This is a genomic window from Pantoea sp. 22096, assembly GCF_052045955.1.
GTDB classification, from domain to species: Bacteria; Pseudomonadota; Gammaproteobacteria; order Enterobacterales; family Enterobacteriaceae; genus Pantoea; species Pantoea alfalfae.
In genome coordinates this window covers 55,469-77,767 of record NZ_JBQEPW010000008.1, presented here as the reverse complement: position 1 = coordinate 77,767, position 22,299 = coordinate 55,469, and the positions used below count along the sequence as shown (strand labels likewise).

At 56.4% G+C, this 22,299-nt stretch carries 21 protein-coding genes; 12 read left to right on the top strand and 9 right to left on the bottom strand.

Features of this window, described 5'->3' with window-relative positions; genetic code table 11:
• Positions 1-40 precede the first annotated feature (40 nt).
• The gene (locus ACTJKZ_RS19430; RefSeq protein ID WP_440829958.1) at positions 41-1,291 is read left to right on the top strand and encodes a valine--pyruvate transaminase; all 1,251 of its coding nucleotides are present in this window, start codon (positions 41-43) and stop codon (positions 1,289-1,291) included.
• Here ACTJKZ_RS19430 and ACTJKZ_RS19425 read toward each other — a convergent pair.
• On the bottom strand, positions 1,288-2,748 hold the full coding sequence (locus ACTJKZ_RS19425; protein ID WP_222924798.1) for an aminotransferase-like domain-containing protein: 1,461 nt from the start codon (positions 2,746-2,748) through the stop codon (positions 1,288-1,290). The genes ACTJKZ_RS19430 and ACTJKZ_RS19425 overlap by 4 nt on opposite strands.
• Before the next feature lie 168 nt (positions 2,749-2,916).
• Here ACTJKZ_RS19425 and ACTJKZ_RS19420 point away from each other — a divergent pair, with 168 nt between their 5' ends.
• The 6 genes from ACTJKZ_RS19420 to ACTJKZ_RS19395 are packed head-to-tail and all read left to right on the top strand — an operon-like array spanning position 2,917 to position 8,651.
• Positions 2,917-4,383, top strand: coding sequence for a hypothetical protein (locus tag ACTJKZ_RS19420; RefSeq protein WP_440829957.1), 1,467 nt, complete (start codon positions 2,917-2,919; stop codon positions 4,381-4,383).
• Between the two features lie 17 nt (positions 4,384-4,400).
• Positions 4,401-5,675, top strand: a complete 1,275-nt coding sequence (locus ACTJKZ_RS19415) for an ATP-grasp domain-containing protein (RefSeq protein ID WP_161733244.1) — start codon at positions 4,401-4,403, stop codon at positions 5,673-5,675.
• Positions 5,663-6,370, top strand: coding sequence for a class II glutamine amidotransferase (locus ACTJKZ_RS19410; RefSeq protein ID WP_161733242.1), 708 nt, complete (start codon positions 5,663-5,665; stop codon positions 6,368-6,370). The genes ACTJKZ_RS19415 and ACTJKZ_RS19410 overlap by 13 nt, the downstream gene beginning before the upstream one ends.
• Before the next feature lie 5 nt (positions 6,371-6,375).
• Positions 6,376-7,176, top strand: coding sequence for a 2OG-Fe(II)-dependent halogenase WelO5 family protein (locus tag ACTJKZ_RS19405; RefSeq protein ID WP_440829956.1), 801 nt, complete (start codon positions 6,376-6,378; stop codon positions 7,174-7,176).
• A 41-nt stretch (positions 7,177-7,217) separates the two neighbouring features.
• Positions 7,218-7,718, top strand: a complete 501-nt coding sequence (locus tag ACTJKZ_RS19400) for a YbaK/EbsC family protein (protein ID WP_253420600.1) — start codon at positions 7,218-7,220, stop codon at positions 7,716-7,718.
• Between the two features lie 21 nt (positions 7,719-7,739).
• Complete coding sequence (locus tag ACTJKZ_RS19395) at positions 7,740-8,651, top strand: EamA family transporter (RefSeq protein WP_161733236.1); 912 nt, start codon at positions 7,740-7,742, stop codon at positions 8,649-8,651.
• Positions 8,652-8,996: 345 nt separating this feature from the next.
• Here ACTJKZ_RS19395 and ibpA read toward each other — a convergent pair whose 3' ends face one another.
• Positions 8,997-9,413, bottom strand: coding sequence for a small heat shock chaperone IbpA (ibpA, locus tag ACTJKZ_RS19390; RefSeq protein ID WP_010258920.1), 417 nt, complete (start codon positions 9,411-9,413; stop codon positions 8,997-8,999).
• A gap of 290 nt (positions 9,414-9,703) precedes the next feature.
• Here ibpA and ACTJKZ_RS19385 point away from each other — a divergent pair, with 290 nt between their 5' ends.
• The gene (locus ACTJKZ_RS19385) at positions 9,704-10,078 is read left to right on the top strand and encodes a YceK/YidQ family lipoprotein (protein ID WP_285088450.1); all 375 of its coding nucleotides are present in this window, start codon (positions 9,704-9,706) and stop codon (positions 10,076-10,078) included.
• On the opposite strand, the gene ACTJKZ_RS19380 is transcribed toward ACTJKZ_RS19385, so the two are convergent.
• From ACTJKZ_RS19380 to dnaA, 7 genes are all read right to left on the bottom strand, one after another.
• Positions 10,047-11,312 carry a DUF3748 domain-containing protein gene (locus tag ACTJKZ_RS19380; protein ID WP_440829955.1) on the bottom strand — a complete coding sequence of 422 codons (1,266 nt, stop codon included), beginning with the start codon at positions 11,310-11,312 and terminating at the stop codon, positions 10,047-10,049. The two genes, ACTJKZ_RS19385 and ACTJKZ_RS19380, sit on opposite strands and share 32 nt — an antisense overlap.
• A 116-nt stretch (positions 11,313-11,428) precedes the next feature.
• Entirely contained in the window at positions 11,429-12,238 is an 810-nt protein-coding gene (yidA, locus tag ACTJKZ_RS19375; RefSeq protein ID WP_253420606.1) for a sugar-phosphatase, read from the bottom strand.
• Between the two features lie 99 nt (positions 12,239-12,337).
• The gene (locus ACTJKZ_RS19370) at positions 12,338-12,817 is read right to left on the bottom strand and encodes a YhcH/YjgK/YiaL family protein (protein WP_161733228.1); all 480 of its coding nucleotides are present in this window, start codon (positions 12,815-12,817) and stop codon (positions 12,338-12,340) included.
• Between the two features lie 191 nt (positions 12,818-13,008).
• A complete protein-coding gene (gene gyrB / locus ACTJKZ_RS19365; RefSeq protein ID WP_161733226.1) occupies positions 13,009-15,417 on the bottom strand; it encodes a DNA topoisomerase (ATP-hydrolyzing) subunit B in 2,409 nt (802 codons plus the stop codon).
• A gap of 18 nt (positions 15,418-15,435) precedes the next feature.
• Positions 15,436-16,521, bottom strand: a complete 1,086-nt coding sequence (gene recF, locus ACTJKZ_RS19360) for a DNA replication/repair protein RecF (protein ID WP_161733224.1) — start codon at positions 16,519-16,521, stop codon at positions 15,436-15,438.
• Between the two features lie 207 nt (positions 16,522-16,728).
• Complete coding sequence (gene dnaN / locus ACTJKZ_RS19355; protein ID WP_161733222.1) at positions 16,729-17,829, bottom strand: DNA polymerase III subunit beta; 1,101 nt, start codon at positions 17,827-17,829, stop codon at positions 16,729-16,731.
• Positions 17,830-17,833: 4 nt separating this feature from the next.
• Positions 17,834-19,249 (bottom strand): chromosomal replication initiator protein DnaA, encoded by a 1,416-nt coding sequence (dnaA, locus tag ACTJKZ_RS19350; protein WP_161733220.1) that lies wholly within the window; start codon positions 19,247-19,249, stop codon positions 17,834-17,836.
• A gap of 597 nt (positions 19,250-19,846) precedes the next feature.
• On the opposite strand from dnaA, the gene rpmH reads away from it, so the two are divergent.
• The 4 genes from rpmH to yidC are packed head-to-tail and all read left to right on the top strand — an operon-like array spanning position 19,847 to position 22,231.
• Positions 19,847-19,987 carry a 50S ribosomal protein L34 gene (gene rpmH, locus ACTJKZ_RS19345; RefSeq protein WP_003849659.1) on the top strand — a complete coding sequence of 47 codons (141 nt, stop codon included), beginning with the start codon at positions 19,847-19,849 and terminating at the stop codon, positions 19,985-19,987.
• Between the two features lie 14 nt (positions 19,988-20,001).
• Positions 20,002-20,361 (top strand): ribonuclease P protein component, encoded by a 360-nt coding sequence (gene rnpA / locus ACTJKZ_RS19340; protein ID WP_008926396.1) that lies wholly within the window; start codon positions 20,002-20,004, stop codon positions 20,359-20,361.
• Positions 20,325-20,582 carry a membrane protein insertion efficiency factor YidD gene (gene yidD / locus ACTJKZ_RS19335; RefSeq protein ID WP_008926397.1) on the top strand — a complete coding sequence of 86 codons (258 nt, stop codon included), beginning with the start codon at positions 20,325-20,327 and terminating at the stop codon, positions 20,580-20,582. Before rnpA ends, yidD begins: the two co-directional genes overlap by 37 nt.
• Positions 20,583-20,584: 2 nt before the next feature.
• On the top strand, positions 20,585-22,231 hold the full coding sequence (gene yidC, locus ACTJKZ_RS19330) for a membrane protein insertase YidC (RefSeq protein WP_013359606.1): 1,647 nt from the start codon (positions 20,585-20,587) through the stop codon (positions 22,229-22,231).
• Positions 22,232-22,299: the final 68 nt, after the last annotated feature.

Here is a 22,299-nt window from a genome sequence, read left to right as displayed (position 1 = left end):
TGGTGAACCCCCGATTCGCTATCACAAATATTTAACCGTTATGTCCTTTTCTCAGTTCGGCGACAAATTTACCCAACATTCCGGCATCTCACGTCTGATGGAAGATATGGGCGCGGGCCTGCGCACGCCTGGCACCATCATGCTGGGTGGCGGCAATCCGGCGCAAATTCCGGCCATGAACGACTATTTTCAGCAACTGCTGCAGCAGATGCATGAGGAGGGCAAACTCAGCGAGGCGCTGTGCAATTATGACGGTCCGCGTGGCAAAGCGACGCTGCTGGCGTCACTGGCGGGACTGCTGAGTGAACAGCTCGGCTGGCCGATTACCGCAGAGAACATCGCGCTGACTAACGGCAGCCAGAGCGCCTTCTTCTATCTGTTTAATCTGTACGCTGGTCGCCGGGCCGATGGCAGCAAAAAGCGGGTACTGTTCCCACTGGCGCCTGAGTATCTTGGCTATGCGGATGCCGGTCTGGAAGAGGATCTGTTTGTCTCGGCGAAGCCGAACATTGAGCTGCTGCCGGAAGGTCAGTTTAAATATCATGTCGATTTCGAGCATCTGCCGATGAACGATGATGTCGGGTTAATCTGCGTCTCGCGCCCGACCAACCCCACCGGCAATGTGATCACTGATGATGAGCTGATGCAGCTCGATGCGCTGGCACAGCAGCATGACGTTCCGCTGTTGATCGACAACGCCTATGGCGTGCCGTTTCCCGGTATCATCTTCAGTGAGGTGCGCCCGCTGTGGAATCCCAACATCATTCTCTGCATGAGCCTGTCGAAGCTCGGCCTGCCGGGTGCACGTTGCGGCATTATTATCGCGGATGAGAAGACCATTACTGCGCTGAGCAACATGAACGGCATCATCAGCCTGGCGCCAGGCAGCATCGGTCCGGCCATCGCCAATGAAATGATCCGTCGCGGCGATCTGTTGCGGCTCTCCGAAGAGGTGATTAAGCCGTTCTATCAGCAGAAGGTGCAGCAGACCATCGCGATCCTGCGGCGCTATCTGCCGGAAGAGCGCTGCCTGATCCACAAGCCGGAAGGGGCGATTTTCCTCTGGCTCTGGTTCCGCGATCTGCCAATCACCACTGAATTGCTTTATCAGCGGCTTAAAGCGCGTGGCGTACTGATGGTGCCGGGCCACTTCTTCTTCCCGGGACTGGAACTGGCATGGCCGCATACCCATCAATGTATGCGGATGAACTACGTGCCGGATGCAGAGAACATCGAGCGGGCAGTGCAGATTCTGGCGGAAGAGGTTGAGATCGCCTGGCGCGACAGTTAATCCTGCTCTTCCTGTGAATCGGTTAACGACAGCTGGCACCACTGTGCCAGCTGCTGAATCGCCTGTTCCACCTCCGCATTCCAGCCGAAACCGGCATTCAGCCGGAAACAGTGATCGTAACGCTGATCGGTGGCAAAAATGTGGCCCGGCGCAATCCCGATGCCCGCATTGCGCGCTTTCAGAAACAGCTCGCGCACGTTCAGCGCCGCTCGTGGCATTTCCACCCACAGCACATAGCCTCCTTCCGGATCGGACACCCGCGTGCCTGCCGGAAATTCCCGTAGCACCGACTGACGCATTTCGCGGATTTGCCGCGCCAGTTCGCGCCGCAGCTTGCGCAGGTGAGCATCGTAGCCGCCGTTGCGTAGCAGCTCCGCTACTGCCGCCTGTGACAGCACTGAGGTGCCCATCGTAGAGGTATATTTCAGTGAGGCGATTTTGCGCATGTAATTGACGCTGTGAACCCAGCCAATGCGAATGCCCGGAGCCACGGTTTTAGAGAAGCCGCTGCAGAGAATGGCGTTGGGGCTGAAGGCGCGCATCGGGAAGGGACGACGCTCACCAAAGGCGGTATCGCCAAAAATATCATCCTCGATGATCACCACATCGTTTTCATCCGCCTGCCGCGCAATATAGGCTTTATGCTCGTTGGGAATGCTCTTGCCCAGCGGATTATTGACGTTGCACAGGGTAAGAAAGACCCGCACCGCCTTGCGCTTAAACAGGCCGGTCAGCTTCGCCACATTCACATACCCTTCTGTCCCGGCTTCCACTTCAATTACCCGTAAATTGAGGTTATGCAGCATCTGCAGCAGCACGAAATAGCAGGGTGACTCTACTGCAACCACATCCCCCGGCTGGGTGGTGGCGCGCAGCGACAGCGAGATTGCCTCGATGCAGCCGTTGGTGATCAGGATATCGTCGGCGCTGATATTGCAGCCGTAATCGACCGCGCGGCGGGCAATCTCCGTTTTCAGCGGCGCATAGCCGGTGCCCTTGACCGTATTGCCGAGCAGGGCTGGTTTGCTGTAACCCATCTGGCGCATCAGCAGACCGATGCGTTTGACCGGATAGAGCGCGCTGTCACCGTTAGCCAGATCGAGGCGCACCCGGCAGTCTGAGCCGAGCATCGCCAGATGCAGTTCTGTCTGCTCATCCAGCGGCGCGATGGCGCGCGGCTGTTCGCTGACAGCGGGCAACTGACGCGAAGCGGGGCGTTGCGAGGCAACAAAAAAGCCCGATTTAGGGCGGGCGACGGCGTAACGCTCATCTTCCAGCGTGCGCAGTGTTTTCAGGGCGGTGGTGAGGCTGACATTGTACTGCGTCGCCAGCGTCCGCACCGACGGCAGACGGCTGTCGGGAGCCAGCGAACCGGCGTGAATGGCCTGCTTGATCTGTTCTGCTATCTGGCGGTAACGACTGCTCTGACTCTCCTGTTCCCCGACAACATCGGCCATCTGTTCCACCCCATATCGCGCTGATCTGTGCATATTCAACAGAGTACATTCAAAGTACTTTAGGCTGCATCTCTTAATTATTCATGATGCTGAACGGCACGGCGACCCCGCCAGCCACCGGGCTTCAGGCCATAAAGCGATTCTGTTCACGTGAGGGAAATGCGAGAAATGAATAATCTGCCCACCATGATGAAGGAGATTGAAGCCTATCTGTCGCCCGCGATCATGGAGTCGGCTCAGCGCTGCTCCGCCCGCCTGCTTGCGGTGTTACCGGATAAGCTGCAACTGGAGAACAACCGTGTGCTGCTCGCCTATGGCGGCGGAAAAGACAGCAGCTACATGGTGGCTTACGTGCGATACATTCAGGGCCTGATCTGGCAGCAGCAGGGCAGCACGTTCTCTCTTCGGGTCAGTACCAACCGCCACGCGGCGATGAATCAGAGCGTGATGGAGAATATCCACCGCGTTTATCAGGCGCTGGCGATGCACGACGATGAACGGGCGGAATGTCTGGTGGTGGATGGCATGCTGATCCGGCCGTTTGCCCGCGACCTGCCGATGCCGGAGAGCGTGCGGCAGCAGAACCGCCATGATGTGCTGATGAATGGACACCGCTTTCGCGCTGATGGGCGCTCGACCTTCTGCAACGCCTGTAATCTCAGCATGGTGAACTCCTTTGGCCTGGCGGCTGACTACAATGGCGGCGTGGATCTGATTATCACCGGCGACTCGCCGCAGGAGCAGGCTGCCTACGTTGCCTGGGCGCGGCACCTTTCACGGCTGTTTGATGCGCACGTCGCCAATAAAAGTCGCGGCTTCAGTGGCTTTCTCCAGACGCTGGACGGCGTGGCTGAGCGCTACTTCTCTGACGTTTACGGTGCCGATCAACTGACACCCGCACACCGCATTACCCACCAGCTGGCGCGCGATCCGCTATTTTTCAACATCTATCAGGACACCGCCTATGAAGCGGGCGCGCACTGGGCGCTGCTCAGCGAATTTATGCGTTTCCGTTTTGATGAACTGATGTTCAGCTTTTCTGAGTCCGACTGCGGTAATCCGACGCTGATGGCTCACCTGCGCGGACTGCGGGCGGAAACGCTGTTGCAGCGTAACTATGCCGAAGGGATCCGTGAATATGTGCGCTTTGCGCTGGGGCTGATGGTGAAGAAAGATTTTCCGCCACAGCTGATTGATGAGATGGCGGCACGTTATCAGGATGACGACGCCATCCACCAGCAGCGGCAGCGTGCGGCGGACTTCGCCCTGCAGGCGTTTGATCTTAGTGAAGATCAGCTGATCTGCATGATCTACTCGCCCTTCCTGGCGCAGGGAGAGCAGCTCGGACAGTGGCTGTCGCAGCAGCAGATTGCGCTGGATGAAACAGCCATTCGCGACCTGCTTGAGCAGCGCAGTGAGGATCTCGCGCTGGCACAGCAGTTAACGCAGCTCTCCGGCCTGACGCTGAAGCAGATGCGGCACTGCTGGCAGAGTAAGCCGGTCAGTTCGCTGCTTGAGGGCAAAAGCCGCGATCCGCTGTCGCGCGTACTGCGTTTCGATCCCCATAAAGCGGTGATTCAGGTCAATAACGGTGTACTGAATGACATCGTGACAGAAATCATTTCCGGGCGTTAACCCGGTAAGGCGAGGCGATGAAAAAGATTTTTCTGCAAATTGGTGCCACCCGCGATGGCCAGAACCCCTACTGTGAGGTGGCAAAACGCGATGGCTATTTCACCGTACTGGCGGAAATGGGCGATTTTGTCGATTACCAGTCGTTAAGCCTGGCGCTGCCGTTTGATCTGATCATCCGCCTTGACCGTCCTGAGAATCCGTGGGAGGTCATGCAGGCTTATCTGCACGCCGGTTTGCTGGCGCATCCGCTGGTGGTGCTGGCGGGCTTTGAAGCCTACAACGCCAGCGCCGGACGGCTGCGCGAGATGCTGGCCGGACCTGACGCACCCGCTGCCTTTATTCCGCTGGATAAATATGCGCAGCGCATGGCGCTGAAAAAAGCCTGGCCGCGCTTCCCGCAGCCGGAGTTCCGCTTTTTTGCCTCGCCGCTCAGCATTCTGGATGCGGCACAGGCGCTGATCTATCCCTGCGTCGTGAAGCCGGTGGATGGCGGCGGCGGGCTGGGTATCTGGCTGATTGAGCGCGCCGATCAGCTGTACAGCGTGGTAACACAGCTGATACAGACCATGAACTATGGCGGGCGCGGCTTCAGCGGCTTCATTGTGGAAAGTGCGCTGATCGGCGAGGAGTTTTCATTGCAGGGCGTGGTGCATCAGGGGCATCCCCTGGCGCTGACCTGCTGCCAGAAGGTGATAGAGCAGCACCGCGATAGCGAAGGTTGCGTCAGCTTTTATGAGTCGGGGCATGTGGCGGTGGCGGCAGCGGCCTTGCCAGCCTCGTTCAGCAGCCTGATGACCTTCTGCTGCGAAACCTTTGGCTATCGTCAGGGCGCGTTTCACATCGATTTCATTGTGGTGAATGGCGTGCCGCATTTCCTGGAGATGGGATTCCGGCTCTCCGGCATGGGCGTGGCGACGCTGGTGCAGGCGACGACAGGCATCAACTGGGCGGAGGTCACCTTCCGGCTGGAAGCGGGCGGCGCACTGCCTGCCTTTACCTTCACCACACCCGGTGCGGTCGGCCAGCTGCGGTTACGGCAACCGGCGCAGTTGCAGGCGGCTGAACGCTGGATCGATCAGCATCAGCAGGGTGCGCTGTTGCCACCACTCAGATTGCCAGCATTACAGGTTTCACCCCGATCCTCGCTCTATGCCGATCTGACCCGCCACGCAGGCATTCTGGCAACGTTCAGCCTGACGGCCTCTGCGCGCGAACCCATTATGACTACGTTTCAGCAGGTGATTGCCGCGCAATCCGTCATCGCAGGGAGAGACAAAGTATGTGCAGGATGATTCTGGCGCATGGCCAGTTCGACAGCGCACAGATTTTAGAGGCAGCGCGTGCCATGAGCTGCGGTGAAGGCGCCGAACACGATGGCCCGATCAAATCACATCCCAACGGCTGGGGCTGTCTGTGGCTGGAAGAGGGCGAGATTCGAACCCTGCACGGCACCGGCCCGTTCGCCGATGCTCTGCCAGGTATTGATGTGGATCGCCTGCGCAGCCGCTTTCTGGCGGTGCATGTGCGTCACGCCACGCTGAATAAAAATCAGGGGATCGAATTTTCGCATCCGCTGTGGCGTCACAGCGCCGGACATCAGTGGTACATGATGCATAACGGCTTTCTGCCAACAATTTACCGCCAGCTTGGCCTGGCGGAGTCACGTTTCGATTCCGAAGAATATCTGCGCTACCTGGTGGATCAGACTACGCCCGCCGATTTCACCCGCGACTATCTGCGCGCAAAGATGGCTCAGGTTGAGCCAGGCGGCAGCGCAGGCAATGCCATCTTCGTCACCCGCGACAAAGCCTGGGCGTGGCAGTGGTACCCGCACGACACCCCTTTCCCTGACTATTTTACGATGCATTTTAGGCAACAGGACGGTTGCACGCTGATCGCCTCTGAACCCGTGGCAATACCAGGCAGCGCCGGTAACTGGCGGCGAATGAACAATCATGAACTCTATGAAATATCGTTTAGGGAGTGATAAACATGGCTATTTTCAATCAGTTCCGCGTGATTAATCCCAACATGTTTGTGGAATCGACCTGGCTGGATGACATTGTTACCGCACGGGTACCGCTGCTGGTGCTGCGCAATTTCCTGACGCCAGAGGTGCGGGAAACGGTAGTGGCTGACCTGCAACACTGCCGGGAAAAGATCCGTGTCTCTCACTATCCGAATGGCGCACTGACCACGCTGGGCCCTTATCTGGCGCGCCATACGGCGTATCCCGATAACTATTTTACCGAGCTGCGTGATATCCAGCCGGCGTTGCCGCCCTCGCTTAACCAGCTGCGCGAACAGATTTACGAGTGGGTGCAGCATGCGCTGCGGCTGGACAGTCTAAACATCGCCCACGAACCGGGTTGTGGTGACTACGCCGGTTCTATCGTGCGCTTTCACGCCGATGGCGTCGCGAACCCGCTGCATAACGACAATATCGTGCGCGACGCCGCAAAGAACTCGCTGGTGGTGACGCAAATCCTGCATCAGCTCAGCTGCGTGGTCTGCCTGCAGGAGTGCAACGCGGGTGGCGCGCTGCGTATCTACAACAAAAAGTGGACACCGGAGGATGAGCAGTTCAAAACCGCCGGTGAGCTGGGCTACCGCAGTGGCGTGATTGAAAACAGCGAGATCTGTGAATTTTCACCACGCAGTGGTGATATCTATCTGTTTAATCCCGCTTTTTATCATGAGATCGACCGGGTTGAAGGTGATACCCGCATCACCATGGGGTTCTTTTTCGGGCTGACCGATAAAAAGATGAAACACGCTATCGCCTGGAGCTAAGCCGGGTTATGCCAGAAGTTGTGCCAGAAGAGGAGAAGGGAATGACAACGTTTGAAAAAATTACTGCGCTGCTGGATCAGCATCAGGCCAGCTACCGTGTGGTGGAGCATGAGGCGGTAGGGCAGACCGATCAGATCAGCCAGATCCGCGGCAACGCGCTGGGTCAGGCGGCCAAAGCGATGGTGCTGGAGGTGAGCATGCCGGACGGTGCGCCCTCGCGACAGCTGCTGGCGATTGTGCCGGGCGACTGCCGCATCAATTTCAAAAGCGCGGCGCGCGCCATCGGCGGCAAAAAATCCTCGTTCGCCGCGCCTGACCTGGCGCAGGCACTGACCGACTGTGTGATGGGTGCAGTGCCGCCGTTTAGTTTTGATGACCGGCTGGCGCTGCGGGTTGATACCCGGCTGCAACAGGTCGGCACATTATGGTTTAACGCGGGTGAGCTGGATAAATCGATCGCGCTGGCTGCAGACGATTATTTTCGCATCGTGGGTGAAGACTGTTGTGCTGATATCGCTTCCCCGATTGCGATCACCGCCTGACGGTGGCTCAAGGAGTTTCAGATGTCGGTAAAAGATATGCTGTTAGCGCTGTGCGTAGTGGTGGCGTGGGGCGTGAATTTTGTGGTGATTAAGCTCGGGTTGCAGGGCATGCCGCCTTTTTTGCTGGCCGGACTGCGTTTCGCCCTGGTCGCCTTTCCCGCTATTTTCTTTGTGCGTCGCCCGCCGATCCCGCTACGCTGGCTGGTGGTTTACGGTATGACCATCAGTTTTGGTCAGTTTGCGTTTCTGTTTCTGGCGATCAAGCTCGGCATGCCGGCCGGTCTGGCGTCGCTGGTGCTGCAGGCGCAGGCGTTCTTTACCCTGTTGCTGGGTGCGCTGCTGCTGGCGGAGAAGCTGCGCTGGAATCATATCGTCGGGATTATCATCGCCACGCTGGGGATGTTTTTGCTGGCGACGGCGGGGATGGAAGGGCAGACCAGCGCCGGGATTACGCTGACCACCATGATGCTGACGCTGTCGGCGGCGCTGTCATGGGGGCTGGGGAATATCACCAATAAGATTATTATGCGGAACCGCAGTGTGCCGATTATGTCGCTGGTCGTCTGGAGTGCGCTGGTGCCGGTCATTCCGTTCTTTGCCTGTTCGCTGCTGTTTGAGGGGCAGGCCGCCATCGTTAATAGCCTGCTGCACATCGGCCTGCAGACCATGCTGGCGCTGTTCTACCTGGCGTTTGTCGCCACCATTGTCGGTTACGCTATCTGGGGGAATTTACTGAGTCGCTATGAAACCTGGCGCGTCGCGCCGCTGTCGCTGCTGGTACCGGTGGTGGGGATTATTACCGCCGCGCTGGTGCTGGATGAGCACCTCTCTGGTCAGCAGATGCTGGGTGCGGTGGTGATTATTCTGGGACTGCTGGTGAATGTGTTTGGGGGCGTACTGGGTCAGCGTCTGGCGATGCGAACGCAGCCGTAAGTTAAAAATCTTCGCTGACGCGGCCTTTGTAAGCGTTATAGCTCAGGGCGCAAAACAGCGCTGGTGCTGCTCTTTTTTTCAGGCAGCTCATAAATTCCAGGCGATGGGAGCATACGCCTGTAGCAAAGCATCGCGGGCCAGGGACAAAAACGCCGGGAGCGTTTTTGAACAACGCAAAGCGTTGGCCCGTTTACGGGCGCACCTTAGGGATGAGGTGCGTAATCGACCGCGCTGAGCCGCCATGGATGGCGCTTTTGCGTCTTTGCGAAAGGCGTATGCTCTCTGAGCCTGTGCACCCACTGACATCAAAAACGAAAAACGCCGCTAATGCGGCGTTTTTCATGGTTACTTCAGAATCTCAATACGGCGTGGTTTCGCCTCTTCCGGCACCAGTCGTTCAAGATCGATGCTCAGCAGACCATTTTCGAGACGGGCATCGCGCACCACAATGTGGTCGGCGAGCTGGAATTTACGCTCAAAGTTACGCTCGGCGATACCCTGATACAGGTATTTACGCTCGGTCTGCTCTTCAGGATGGGCACCCCGCACGATCAGCACGTTATCGTGCGCCGTGATATCCAGTTCGCTCTGAGCAAAACCGGCCACCGCAATGGTTATGCGATAGTGATTTTCATCGACCAGTTCAACGTTATAAGGAGGATAGCCGCCATTGCTCTGATTCTGATTAGATTCGAGCAGGTTAAACAGGCGATCAAAACCGATAGCAGAGCGATAAAGTGGGGTGAGATCAAAATTACGCATATTAAGACTCCTGAAATTCAGCAAGTTTTGGCAACCTTCCACTACTGGACAGGCTGGATACGGCACCCCACTGTCCCTTGCGGCGACGGTGAGTGCGTCCGTAAACTAAAAATGGGTGTCACAAAACGATTTTCAAGAGGGCGATATGCAATTTTTTTCGCCAAATTGCGGAAATGACATACACTCAGAACTACTTTTGCCAGACGCAGACGGACTTCGCCCCAGAGTGTTGACGTTGTCTGGCAAGCCAACTCAGCCAGGCTTATGCCATGGCTGAAGGGATGATGATGATGAAATTGATGAAGACCTTACCTCTGGCTGGAATGGTGTGCTGCGCTATGGCAACAACAGGCTGTTCCAGTGTGATGTCTCATACCGGTGCGAGTCAGGGCTATTATCCCGGTACCCGTGCCAGCGCCGACATGCTGACTGATGGTGATACCAGCTGGGCGCTGAAGCCACTCGCGTTAATCGATCTTCCTTTCTCTGCCGTGCTGGATACGCTGCTGCTGCCGTGGGACTACTACCGTAGCGATAAAGACAAATCTCTCGACTCCCCACGTGAACGCATCCTGCAGAGCGAAAGGCTGGCGCATACTAACGAAAGCTTGGCGCAGGCACAGCCTATGCCACCTATGCGGTCACAGCCGCAACCGCAACTGTAAAGAGCTGCCGCCAGCCATTCACCTCACGCATAAAAGCAATCTGTGACCCGTCAGGTGACCAGACCACCGCGTCACCTGATGGCGCGTCTTCCGTTCTGTGCGTCAGACGCTGACATGCGCCGCTCTCAACGTCACATCGCATCACACTGTTATCGCAGATAAAGGCGATTGACTGGCCGTCAGGATGCCAGCTAAAGGCGGACTGAATGCTATGGCTGAGTCGGGTGAGCTGACGTGGCTCGCCGCCGTTGGGAGAGACCGACCAGAGCTGGATCACCGCGTCCGCATCCGCCATCAGAAACGCAATCTGGCTGCCATCGGGCGCACTACGCAGCCAGTGGCGCGGTTGCAGCGCCACGCCACGACTGTGCGTCAGGCGACGCTGCTGCACGCCAGCCGGTGGCGCCGGTAACTGTGTGCTGGTGCCCTCCAGCGGCCTCTCTCCGGCGCGAGCGTAATCTTCCAGTTCGTCAGGCAGATCAACAATGAAGACTTCAGGACACTTCTCGCCCTGCGCCGTCAGCGTGTCGCCAATAAAAGCGATGGCCCAGCGCTGCCAGCGGCCGTCCGGTTTCTGATAGCCACGCTCACCGACCCAGCACTCCTCATAAGCACGATTGATCTGGTCACTGCCCGGCTCGGGTTCCGCATGCGTCTGGCTCACCAGCAGGCAGAAAAAGGTACCGTCATATTCACGCGGATGCTGCTTTTCAGGCTTCACAGCACGCAGCGGCACCGCGATACCGACATTGCGCAGATCGAGACGGCTGTCCCGCTCGTGCATCACGTGGTCATTATAGGTAAAACTGAGGCGTGAACCGTCGGGGCTGAAGACATGCACATGCGAGCCGCCGCGCAGCGCGCCAGGGGTAAAGGGCGGCGTGATATCGCAGGCATCCAGATTCACCGCCGCGCCGTTCTCAACAATCACACCGCGCCGGTGGTGGAAGTCATACTGCCAGCTGGCATCGGGATGTTCCGGGCCATGAATGCAGACGTAGCGCGGGGGCAGATCGGGACTGACCGTCACGACCCCGACATGCGCTCCGTCCCGGGCCTGATAGAGCACCTCAACGTCACTGGTCAGCACATTGACCCGCTCAATGGTCTGGCTGGTAAAGGACGCGCCCGAGGGCCGGACGTCAAACGCCAGCCACTGGCTGTCGGCCGTCCAGACATTGATATTGGTGAGCTGGTGCTGACGGTCAGCAAAGGTGATCTGTTTTTCTGACATGATGAAACCCAGGGAGAAAGCGTTGCCCGACAACGTACGCGATTCCGTTTTGCGGTACCGCTTTTTTGCCGGATTAAGGGTGCCGGGCCGCAGCGGCCCGGCAGAGAACAGCGGTGTTACAGCACTAACTCTTCAATGGCATGGGCGACGCCATCTTCCATATTGGTTTTAGTAATGAACTGCGCGATTTTTTTAACAGAATCAATGGCATTACCCATGGCGACACCCGTACCAGCGTATTCAATCATCGCCAGGTCATTCTCCTGGTCGCCAATCGCCATCACCTCTTCCTGCTTCAGGCCGAGCTTCTCCGCCAGCATTCTGACGCCCTGACCTTTGTTCACCCGACGATCGAGGATTTCGAGGTAATACGGCGCACTCTTCAGGATGGTGTAAGTCTGATGGGCCTGTTCCGGCAGGCGGGCAATTGCCGCGTCGAGCAGTGCAGGCCGGTCGATCATCATCAGTTTCGGGAAGCGCATGGCACGATCCATCTCCTCCACAGCGCGATAGCGCACCGGAATGCCGGTCAGGCTCGCTTCATGGATGGTGTATTCGCTGATGTCTTTGTTCGGCGTGTAGAGATGAGATTTGTCGAATGCCTGGAAATGGACGCCAAGCTCACGCGCCAGGTTCTCAATGTAGAGGTAGTCGTCAAAGGTCAGCGTCACTTCCGCCACGCACTCACCATCTTCGGCCTGATGAACCAGCGCACCGTTGTTGCTGATCGCGTACTGGCCGGGTGCCTGCATATCCAGTTCCATCAGATAGCGCTGGATACCCACAAACGGTCGGCCGGTGGTCAGCACAATCGACACGCCCTGCTGACGGGCGCGATCCAGGGCGGATTTCACCCCCGGTGTGATCTCATGTTGCGGATTGAGCAGGGTGCCATCCATGTCGATAGCGATCAATTTAATAGCCATAGAGTCCTCGTAGCGTCTGGGTTTTATTCAATGCTAGCGCGATTCAGCGCACATTGACCAGTTTCATGGCAGGCGGGAATGGCTGGCTGATCGCCAGCTTCAGGCGGTAAAGAGATCACGGTGGATTTTAATCACGGCTTTTCGGATTGTTGCGGGCTCCCCAGGCGCGCAGCAGGGGCGATGAATATCGTGCGGGAAAAAGAGCGCGAACATGCCGGGCAGCAGCGTAATCACCGACTCATTCAAAATCGTCTGATAAAACACGACGTCGCGCTGCCCGGCAAAATCTTCGGTAATTTTCTGGTCGGCATGGGCGCGTGCCACGCCGATATTCTCGGTGCCTGCCAGCAGATACTGAATATCGATGTAGTTAAAGTGGGACTCTGCACGACGCGCGCTGGCGGGTTCGGTCATCATCTCCTGCACCAGACAGAACATTTTGTTGTCAGGCAGGATCTCATATTTGCCGGTGTCGAGCTGGCTGAAATCGGTTCCCGCAATCCAGCTTATCGCCTGATCGATGACCGGATGAAAGGCGTGACGTTCTCTGTCCCAGTCGTGACGATCGCAAACAATCATGGTGTAACTCCCTGTAAAAATGAGTGCGCCGGAATAGCGCAAAGAGAGGCAAGAGTAAGGGAGCTGACCGGGTTAAAACGTGATCGGGGTCGCAGCATGCAGGCAGGAAGGCACCGCCTGGCGGGTTTTCCGCTCGGACGGCACAAAAAAAGGCCATCACCTGGGTGATGGCCTTTCATCTCTGATGCCGATTAAATATCGATATTGGCGGCTTTCAGCGCATTTTCTTCAATGAAGGCGCGGCGCGGTTCAACCGCATCGCCCATCAGGGTAGTGAACAACTGATCAGCGCCAATCGCATCTTTAATGGTGACGCGCAGCATACGACGGCTGTCTGGATCCATGGTGGTTTCCCACAGCTGATCCGGGTTCATCTCGCCCAGACCTTTATAGCGCTGGACCGAGAGTCCGCGACGCGACTCTTTAATCAGCCACTCAATCGCCTGTTCGAAGCTTGCCACTGGCTGACGACGCTCGCCACGCTCGATGTAAGCATCCTCTTCCAGCAGACCACGCAGTTTGCCGCCCAGGGCGCAGATTTTGCGGTACTCAGGACCCTGAATGAAATCAGCATCCAGCGGATAGTCAGTATCCACACCGTGGGTACGCACACGCAGTACCGGCTCGAACAGGTTTGATTCGCGGTTTTCACGCACCTGTGCCAGATAGGTGCTGCCATGCGCTTCGCGTTCAGTCAGATAGCTTACCAGGCCGTTCAGCCAGGTTGTAACCTCCGCTTCATTGCTCAGGTCGCTCAGCGTGTCGTGATAAATCATCGCACGCAGCATGGCCATCGGATAACGGCGCTCCATACGCTTGATCATCTTCTGGGTGCTGTTGAAATCAGTGACCAGCGTCTCCAGCGGCTCACCGCCCAGCGCCGGGGCGCTGGCATTGGTGTGCAGCGTCGCACCATCAAGGGCGATAGCGATCTGGTATTGATCCATCGCCTCGTCATCTTTGATGTACTGCTCCTGCTTGCCTTTCTTCACTTTGTAGAGTGGCGGCTGGGCGATATAGACGTGGCCGCGCTCAATAATTTCAGGCATCTGGCGATAGAAGAAGGTCAGCAGCAGGGTACGGATGTGTGAACCATCGACGTCGGCATCGGTCATGATGATGATGCTGTGATAGCGCAGCTTGTCCGGGTTATATTCATCGCGACCAATGCCGCAACCCAGTGCGGTGATCAGCGTGGCCACTTCCTGCGAGGCGAGCATCTTGTCGAAACGCGCTTTCTCAACGTTCAGGATTTTACCTTTCAGCGGCAGAATCGCCTGGTTTTTACGGTTACGGCCCTGTTTTGCCGAGCCGCCTGCGGAGTCACCCTCCACCAGGTAGATTTCAGAGAGCGCCGGGTCGCGCTCCTGGCAATCCGCCAGCTTGCCTGGCAGACCCGCCAGATCCAGCGCGCCTTTACGGCGGGTCATTTCACGGGCGCGGCGTGCTGCTTCACGGGCACGCGCGGCGTCGATAATTTTACCGACCACGATTTTAGCGTCTGATGGATTTTCCAGCAGGTACTCGGCCAGCAGTTCGTTCATCTGCTGCTCAACCGCCGATTTCACCTCTGACGAGACCAGCTTATCTTTGGTCTGTGAGGAGAATTTTGGATCCGGCACTTTCACCGAAACCACGGCGATCAGACCTTCACGCGCATCATCACCGGTGGCGCTGACTTTGGCTTTCTTGCTGTAACCCTCTTTATCCATGTAGGCATTCAGGGTACGCGTCATCGCTGCGCGGAAACCGGCAAGGTGCGTACCGCCATCGCGCTGCGGAATGTTGTTGGTAAAGCAGTAAATATTTTCCTGGAAGCCGTCGTTCCACTGCAGTGCTACTTCCACGCCAATGCCATCTTTCTCGGTAGAGAAATAGAACACGGTAGGGTGAATCGGGGTTTTGTTTTTGTTGAGGTACTCAACAAACGCCTTGATGCCGCCTTCGTAATGGAAGTGATCGGTTTTGCCATCACGCTTGTCTTCCAGACGAATCGACACGCCCGAGTTCAGGAACGACAGTTCGCGCAGGCGTTTTGCCAGAATGTCATACTCGAAATCGCGCACGTTGGTAAAGGTTTCATAGCTTGGCCAGAAACGCACGCGGGTACCGGTGATATCGGTATCACCAGTGACTGCCAGCGGTGCCTCAGGTACGCCATGGACGTAAATCTGCTGATGCACTTTGCCTTCGCGACGAATGGTCAGCTCCAGCTTCTGCGACAGGGCGTTAACGACAGAGACGCCCACGCCGTGCAGGCCGCCGGAGACTTTATAGGAGTTATCGTCGAACTTACCGCCCGCATGCAGCACGGTCATGATCACTTCAGCGGCGGAAACGCCTTCTTCTTCATGAATACCGGTTGGAATGCCGCGTCCATCATCCTGCACCGAAACGGAGTTATCCGCATGGATAGTGACTACGATGTCACTACAGTGACCAGCGAGCGCTTCGTCGATTGCGTTATCCACGACCTCGAATACCATGTGATGCAGACCGGTACCATCATCGGTATCGCCGATATACATGCCCGGGCGTTTGCGTACCGCATCAAGTCCTTTCAGGACTTTAATACTTGAGGAGTCATAAGAATTCGACATCAACGTTTCTCGCTCATTTTAATCTTCAGGTTGAACCGCTATTTTACCCTGTTCCACGCGGAACATCTTGCCCTTTTCGTCGGTCATGTCGATTACATGTCCGGCAGAAATAGCGCTGACAAACACCTGAGCCTGAGTGGCTTTTAACCGGTCCGCCAGCAGGCGTCGGCGACTCTCATCCAGCTCAGAAGCAAAGTCATCAATGAGGTAAATACAGCGGCGTCCGCTCTGGCTTGTCAGGAACTCGCCCTGTGCCAGACGCAATGCACACATCAGCAGTTTTAACTGCCCGCGTGAGAGTAAATCTTCGACCGGCGTTCCTTCAGCGCGAATACGAAAATCGGCTTTATGGGGACCGCTGGCGGTATAGGTCAGTGCGCGATCGCGCTCAAAATTACGTTCCAGCAGTTCGGCGTAGTCGCTCTCTTTGTCCCAGCCACGCTGGAAGGAGAAGCGCAGCTCAAACTCCGGCAGAAACTGGGCGCAGGTGGCGGTGATCTCCGCTGAAATCGCCGCACTGTATTCCGCCCGCCACTGGCTGATCTGTTCCGCCAGCGGGACCAGCTCCTGATCCCAGGGACGAATCTGGCTGTAACGTGAAACCTGGCGCAGCGCCGCGTTTCGCTGCTTAAGCAGGCGGCGCATGTTGTTCCAGGCGATAAAGAAGCCGGGCGTATTATGGAAACAGCCCCAGTCGACATAGGCCCTGCGGTATTTGGGGCCGCCATTCAATAAACTAAAGCCTTCCGGCGTAATTAACTGCATCGGCAGCAGCTGTGCCAGCTCCGCGACCTTGTGACCATCGCTGCCGTCAATGCGCACTTTGCTGTCACCAGCCCGGTTTTTGGTCAGCCCGACGGAGATTTCCCGCTCTTTGCTTTCCAGCCGCCCGTGCAGCACAAACGCCGCCTCGTCGTGACGGATCACGCGGCCCGCCTGCAGACTGCGAAACGAACGGCCATGCCCCAGCGTATGGATCGCCTCTAAAACGCTGGTTTTCCCGCTGCCGTTGACACCGACCAGGAAATTAAAGCCGGGTGCCAGCTGCAGGTCAGCCTGCTCAATATTACGAAAATCTTTGATAAGAAGGCGGGTTAAAGCCATGAATCAGTCCAGCGTGAAGGGCAATGATCGGGATGAAATGGTTTTGCCTTGTAAAAATTCAGGTCTTACCTTTAACAATCCAGGGCGTCGACGGCGAAGCAAGTTTGCGCACGGCCAGCGCACAGGCCCTGGGAGCATACTGAAGTATGTGACCAGGAACGAGCACTGCCCGGGCGCAAAATGGCGAGTAAGTTAGCCCGGCACAGACTATAGACGCATGGGCATCACGACGTAGGCCGCTGCCGGACTCGCTACATCTTCAATCTGCACGCTCGACACCGAATCCGTCAGCAGCAGGCGGACGTTTTCGCACTTCAGCGCGTTCAGCACATCCAGCACGTAACTGACGTTGAAGCCAATTTCCAGCTCGGTGCCGTTGTAGCTGACATCCAGCATCTCTTCTGCTTCTTCCTGTTCAGGGTTATTAGCGGTGATCTTCAGCTGATTTTCGGTGATATAAAGGCGAACGCCGCGGAACTTCTCATTCGAGAGGATGGCTGCACGGGCAAACGCCTGTTTGAGCAGATCGCAGCCCGCTTCCAGCGCTTTATCAGGATTCTTTGGCAATACGCGGCGATAGTCAGGGAAACGGCCATCAACCAGCTTAGACGTGAAGATGTAGTCACCGACATGTGCGCGGATGTTGCTGCCGCCAATCTGCACCTGCAGCGGGTTCTCGCCGCCATCCAGCAGACGCAGCAGTTCAATCACGCCTTTACGCGGCACAATCACCGAATGACTCGGCAGCGCCTGACCAACCGGCATGGAGCAGACGGCCAGACGGTGACCGTCAGTGGCCACGGTGCGCAGCTCTTCGCCTTCGGTTTCAAACATCATGCCGTTGAGGTAGTAACGCACATCCTGATGCGCCATCGAGAACTGGGTCGCTTCGATCAGCCGTTTCAGGGTCGCCTGCGGCAGGGTGAATTCAACTTCACTCTGCCAGTCGTCCAGGTTCGGGAAGTCACTAGCGGGCAGGGTCGACAGCGAAAAACGGCTGCGGCCAGAGCGAACCAGCATGCGATCGCCTTCCAGCGCCAGCGTAATTTCTGCGCCATCGGGCAATCCGCGACAGATATCGAGGAATTTGCGCGCTGGCACGGTGGTGGAGCCAGGCTCATGCGCCTGCGTCAGCGCTACACGCGCGACCATCTCCATTTCCAGATCGGTACCGGTCAGTAACAGCGACCCTTCCGTTACCTGCAGCAGCAGGTTTCCAAGGATCGGCAGTGTCGGACGACCGCCCAGGGGGCCACTTACTTGCTGCAGCGGCTTCAGCAGCTGCTCACGTTCAACAATAAATTTCATAGCGTCAGGAAGATAATGTTCTGATGAGATTAGAGAAATCTTCTTTGATATCGTGGCTCTCTTCACGCAGCTGCTCGATCTTGCGGCAGGCATGAAGCACCGTTGTGTGGTCGCGACCCCCAAAAGCATCGCCAATTTCTGGCAAGCTGTGGTTCGTCAACTCTTTTGCCATCGCCATCGCCATCTGGCGCGGACGCGCTACCGAGCGCGAACGGCGCTTGGAAAGCAGATCCGCCACCTTAATCTTGTAGTACTCAGCCACGGTCTTCTGAATATTATCGATGGTGACCAGCTTTTCCTGTAGCGCCAGCAGATCGCGCAGCGCTTCGCGCACGAAGTCGATCGTGATTGCCCGGCCGGTAAAGTTGGCGTTGGCGATAACGCGATTCAGCGCGCCTTCCAGCTCACGCACGTTAGAGCGTAAACGCTTGGCAATAAAGAAGGCGACTTCACCTGGCAGACGGATGTCATTTTCATCCGCTTTTTTCATCAGGATCGCCACGCGCGTTTCCAGCTCAGGCGGCTCGATCGCCACCGTTAAACCCCAGCCGAAACGTGATTTAAGACGATCTTCCACCCCGTTGATCTCTTTTGGATAGCGATCCGAGGTCAGGATGATCTGCTGGTTGCCCTCTAATAAGGCATTAAAGGTGTGGAAGAACTCTTCCTGCGATCGCTCTTTATTCGCAAAGAACTGAATGTCATCGATCAGCAGCGCATCGACAGAACGGTAGTAGCGTTTGAACTCTTCAATCGCATTGTTCTGCAGCGCTTTAACCATATCCTGCACAAAGCGCTCGGAGTGCATGTAAACCACTTTTGCATTGGGTTTACGGGCAATGATGCCGTTGCCTACCGCGTGCAACAGGTGCGTTTTACCGAGACCCGTACCGCCATACAGAAACAGCGGGTTGTAAGCGCCGCCTGGATTATCCGCCACCTGACGTGCCGCCGCGCGCGCCAGCTGGTTGGACTTACCCTCGACGAAGTTATCGAAGTTATGACGGTTATTCACATTCGAGCGATAGGTGACGTCGGCCGGTGCCGGGACATTATCCCAGCTGGGACGCAGAATCTGCGTCGGGGCCGGACGGATATGACTCTGCACGGGCATGACGGGCGCGCTGACGCTGGCCATTACCGGCTGGCTGACCGCGGCCGCCTGCTGCTGAACCGGGCGCGTCCCCACTTCAAAACGTAGTGCAGGCACGTTCGGACCACAGAATTCATTCAGCAGTGCATTGATACTATTGAGGTATTTGTCCCGGACCCAGTCGAGTACGAAGCGATTTGGAGCATACAAGGCAAGCGTATTGTCGTTTAACTCAGCCTGCAGTGGACGGATCCACATGCTGAATTCGGTGGCAGGAAGCTCATCCTGCAAACGGGCAAGACACTGTTGCCAAAGCGTAAGTGACACGGCGGACTCCACTCGTACAAATTCGATAAGAATAGTAGGCGTTACTCTAAGAAACGTTCATTTTTGACACAGACGCTAAGAAAGCGCCTGCGACCGCTATCAGCGGTTTCCCGTCCTGCAATCATTGGAGGATCGTCAGCGGAAGGGCGGATCATAGCGCAAAGCGAGGCAGAGATCTTCCCTTTCTACACAGTTTTGATCCTTTTTATCCACAGGCCTGAGACGCGCAAAGAAGTTTACGCCAGTTGCGGGAAAAACCAGCAGGGATCTGGTGGAATGCGCTAAATTTTCGGGCGACATCTCATTTTATCCCCAGGATCCGCCAGGCCGATCGCAATAAGATCCCGCGCGATCCTTGCGCTTTAGTGCGGAGCCCGTATAATTCTCCACCCGAGATTGAGCCATCAGGCGCAAAGTCGGGACTCAGCGGGCTGTAAGCGGGTTTTCAGGTACCGTTGCACGCGAAGTAAATTGACTCGGGACTGTACAATTATTACAATCCCGCCTCTTTATTAAAGACACATTGAGGCGTAGGTCGATTTACTGGCCCGAAACGCGTCACCCAGTGAAAATTTTCAAGTTTAGGTAGAAACCGCCATGAAACGCACTTTTCAACCGTCCGTACTGAAGCGCAACCGTTCACACGGTTTCCGTGCTCGTATGGCAACAAAAAATGGTCGTCAGGTTCTGGCACGTCGTCGTGCTAAAGGCCGTTCTCGTCTGACCGTTTCTAAGTAATAAAGCAAGCCCTGATGGGTAAGCTCGCATTTCCCAGGGAGTTACGTTTGTTAACTCCCACTCATTTCACTTTCGTCTTCCAGCAGCCACAACGGGCTGGCACGCCGCAAATCACTATTCTCGGCCGCCTTAACGCGCTGGGGCATCCCCGCATCGGTCTCACCGTCGCTAAAAAACATGTGAAACGCGCTCATGAACGCAACCGGATCAAGCGATTGACCCGCGAAAGCTTTCGTCTGCGTCAACATGAACTGCCGTCGATGGACTTCGTGGTGGTTGCGAAGAAGGGGGTTGCCGATCTGGATAACCGTATGCTGGCGGAAGCGTTGGAGAAATTATGGCGTCGTCACTGTCGCCTGGCGCGCGGCTCCTGATCGTCCTGATACGCGTCTATCAACGCGGTATCAGTCCATTACTGGGACCACACTGTCGGTTTCACCCGACCTGCTCTCATTACGGAATTGAGGCGTTACGCAGGTTTGGCCTGATAAAAGGCAGTTGGTTGACATTAAAACGCGTATTAAAATGCCACCCTTTGAACCCGGGTGGTGACGATCCTGTGCCGCCAAAAACCTTTGATACCAGAGAACATTAACGATGGATTCGCAACGCAATCTCTTTCTCATCGCTTTTCTGTTCGTGACCTTTATGATCTGGCAAGCCTGGCAGACGGACCACGCTCCGCAGCCACAGCAGACGCAGACCACACAGGGCACCAACAGCGTAGCGGGTGATACCGCCAGTCAGGGTGTACCGGCCAGCGGTCAGGGCCAGACGATCACCGTTAAGACTGATGTCCTGTCATTGAATATCAACACCCGAGGCGGTGATGTTGAACAGGCACAGCTGCTGACTTTCCCGGACAAACTGGGTTCAGACCAGCCGTTCCAGCTGCTTGAAACAACGCCAGCGTTCCTTTATCAGGCTCAGAGTGGTTTAACCGGTCGTAATGGCCCGGATAACCCGAACAACGGCGCGCGTCCGCTGTTCACCACCGCGCAGGATCACTTCGAGATGGCTGATGGCCAGTCCGAACTGCGTGTGCCGATGACCTATACCGCTGAAAATGGCGTGGTTTACACCAAAACCTTCATCTTCAAGCGTGGCGAATATGCCGTTAATGTCGATTATCATGTCAACAACACTACCCAGCAGCCGCTGGAAGTATCGCTGTTTGGCCAGCTGAAGCAGACAATTGATCTGCCTAAGCATCGTGATACCGGCAGCAACAACTTTGCTCTGCACACCTTCCGTGGCGCGGCCTACTCCACCAGCGAGTCGAAATATGAGAAGTATAAATTCGACACCATCGCGGATAACGAGAACCTGAACGCGACGACCAGTAATGGCTGGGTTGCGATGCTGCAGCAGTACTTTGCCACTGCATGGGTTCCGCGTACTGAAGGCACCAACACCCTTTACACCAGCAACCTGGGTAACGGCGTGGCAGCGATTGGCTATAAATCTGCACCGGTCACCATCGCCGCGGGCGCACAGCAGAATCTGGGTGCAACGCTGTGGGTCGGCCCGGAAATTCAGGACAAGATGGCCGCGATTGCGCCGCACCTTGATCTGACCGTGGATTACGGCTGGTTGTGGTTTATCTCTCAGCCGCTGTTCAAGCTGCTGAAATTTATTCACAGCTTCATCGGTAACTGGGGCTTCTCCATTATCGTGATCACCTTCATCGTGCGCGGCATCATGTACCCGCTGACTAAAGCGCAGTACACCTCGATGGCTAAGATGCGTATGCTGCAACCGAAGATTCAGGCAATGCGTGAGCGTCTGGGTGATGACAAGCAGAAGCAGAGCCAGGAGATGATGGCGCTGTATAAAGCAGAGAAAGTGAATCCGCTGGGTGGCTGTCTGCCGCTGGTGATTCAGATGCCAATCTTCCTGGCGCTCTACTATATGCTGTCAGGCTCGGTTGAACTGCGTCATGCGCCATTCATTCTGTGGATCCATGACCTGTCAGCGCAGGACCCGTACTACATTCTGCCGATTCTGATGGGCATCACCATGTTCTTCATTCAGAAGATGTCACCGACCACCGTGACCGATCCGATGCAGCAGAAGATCATGACTTACATGCCGGTGATCTTCACCGTGTTCTTCCTGTGGTTCCCGTCAGGTCTGGTGCTGTACTACATCGTCAGCAACCTGGTGACCATTCTCCAGCAGCAGCTGATTTATCGCGGCCTGGAAAAACGTGGTCTGCATAGCCGCGACAAGAAGAAAGCGTAAGCGATCCAGCGCGGGAGCCATCCCGCCCTAAAATAGTCTATTCTCAGGCGGTCAAAGCGACCGCCTGT

Excerpts from the sequence above, each read along its gene's own strand:
- recF (WP_161733224.1), bottom strand. The coding sequence starts at position 16,521 with ATGGCTTTAACCCGCCTTCTTATCAAAGATTTTCGTAATATTGAGCAG.
- yidA (WP_253420606.1), bottom strand. The coding sequence starts at position 12,238 with ATGGCTATTAAATTGATCGCTATCGACATGGATGGCACCCTGCTCAAT.
- ACTJKZ_RS19380 (WP_440829955.1), bottom strand. The coding sequence starts at position 11,312 with ATGTCAGAAAAACAGATCACCTTTGCTGACCGTCAGCACCAGCTCACC.
- ACTJKZ_RS19425 (WP_222924798.1), bottom strand. The coding sequence starts at position 2,748 with ATGGCCGATGTTGTCGGGGAACAGGAGAGTCAGAGCAGTCGTTACCGC.
- rnpA (WP_008926396.1), top strand. The coding sequence starts at position 20,002 with ATGGGTAAGCTCGCATTTCCCAGGGAGTTACGTTTGTTAACTCCCACT.
- rpmH (WP_003849659.1), top strand. The coding sequence starts at position 19,847 with ATGAAACGCACTTTTCAACCGTCCGTACTGAAGCGCAACCGTTCACAC.
- ACTJKZ_RS19430 (WP_440829958.1), top strand. The coding sequence starts at position 41 with ATGTCCTTTTCTCAGTTCGGCGACAAATTTACCCAACATTCCGGCATC.
- yidC (WP_013359606.1), top strand. The coding sequence starts at position 20,585 with ATGGATTCGCAACGCAATCTCTTTCTCATCGCTTTTCTGTTCGTGACC.
- ACTJKZ_RS19370 (WP_161733228.1), bottom strand. The coding sequence starts at position 12,817 with ATGATTGTTTGCGATCGTCACGACTGGGACAGAGAACGTCACGCCTTT.
- ACTJKZ_RS19385 (WP_285088450.1), top strand. The coding sequence starts at position 9,704 with ATGAAATTGATGAAGACCTTACCTCTGGCTGGAATGGTGTGCTGCGCT.
- ACTJKZ_RS19415 (WP_161733244.1), top strand. The coding sequence starts at position 4,401 with ATGAAAAAGATTTTTCTGCAAATTGGTGCCACCCGCGATGGCCAGAAC.
- ACTJKZ_RS19400 (WP_253420600.1), top strand. The coding sequence starts at position 7,218 with ATGACAACGTTTGAAAAAATTACTGCGCTGCTGGATCAGCATCAGGCC.
- ACTJKZ_RS19410 (WP_161733242.1), top strand. The coding sequence starts at position 5,663 with ATGTGCAGGATGATTCTGGCGCATGGCCAGTTCGACAGCGCACAGATT.
- ibpA (WP_010258920.1), bottom strand. The coding sequence starts at position 9,413 with ATGCGTAATTTTGATCTCACCCCACTTTATCGCTCTGCTATCGGTTTT.
- yidD (WP_008926397.1), top strand. The coding sequence starts at position 20,325 with ATGGCGTCGTCACTGTCGCCTGGCGCGCGGCTCCTGATCGTCCTGATA.
- ACTJKZ_RS19395 (WP_161733236.1), top strand. The coding sequence starts at position 7,740 with ATGTCGGTAAAAGATATGCTGTTAGCGCTGTGCGTAGTGGTGGCGTGG.
- ACTJKZ_RS19405 (WP_440829956.1), top strand. The coding sequence starts at position 6,376 with ATGGCTATTTTCAATCAGTTCCGCGTGATTAATCCCAACATGTTTGTG.
- dnaN (WP_161733222.1), bottom strand. The coding sequence starts at position 17,829 with ATGAAATTTATTGTTGAACGTGAGCAGCTGCTGAAGCCGCTGCAGCAA.
- gyrB (WP_161733226.1), bottom strand. The coding sequence starts at position 15,417 with ATGTCGAATTCTTATGACTCCTCAAGTATTAAAGTCCTGAAAGGACTT.
- ACTJKZ_RS19420 (WP_440829957.1), top strand. The coding sequence starts at position 2,917 with ATGAATAATCTGCCCACCATGATGAAGGAGATTGAAGCCTATCTGTCG.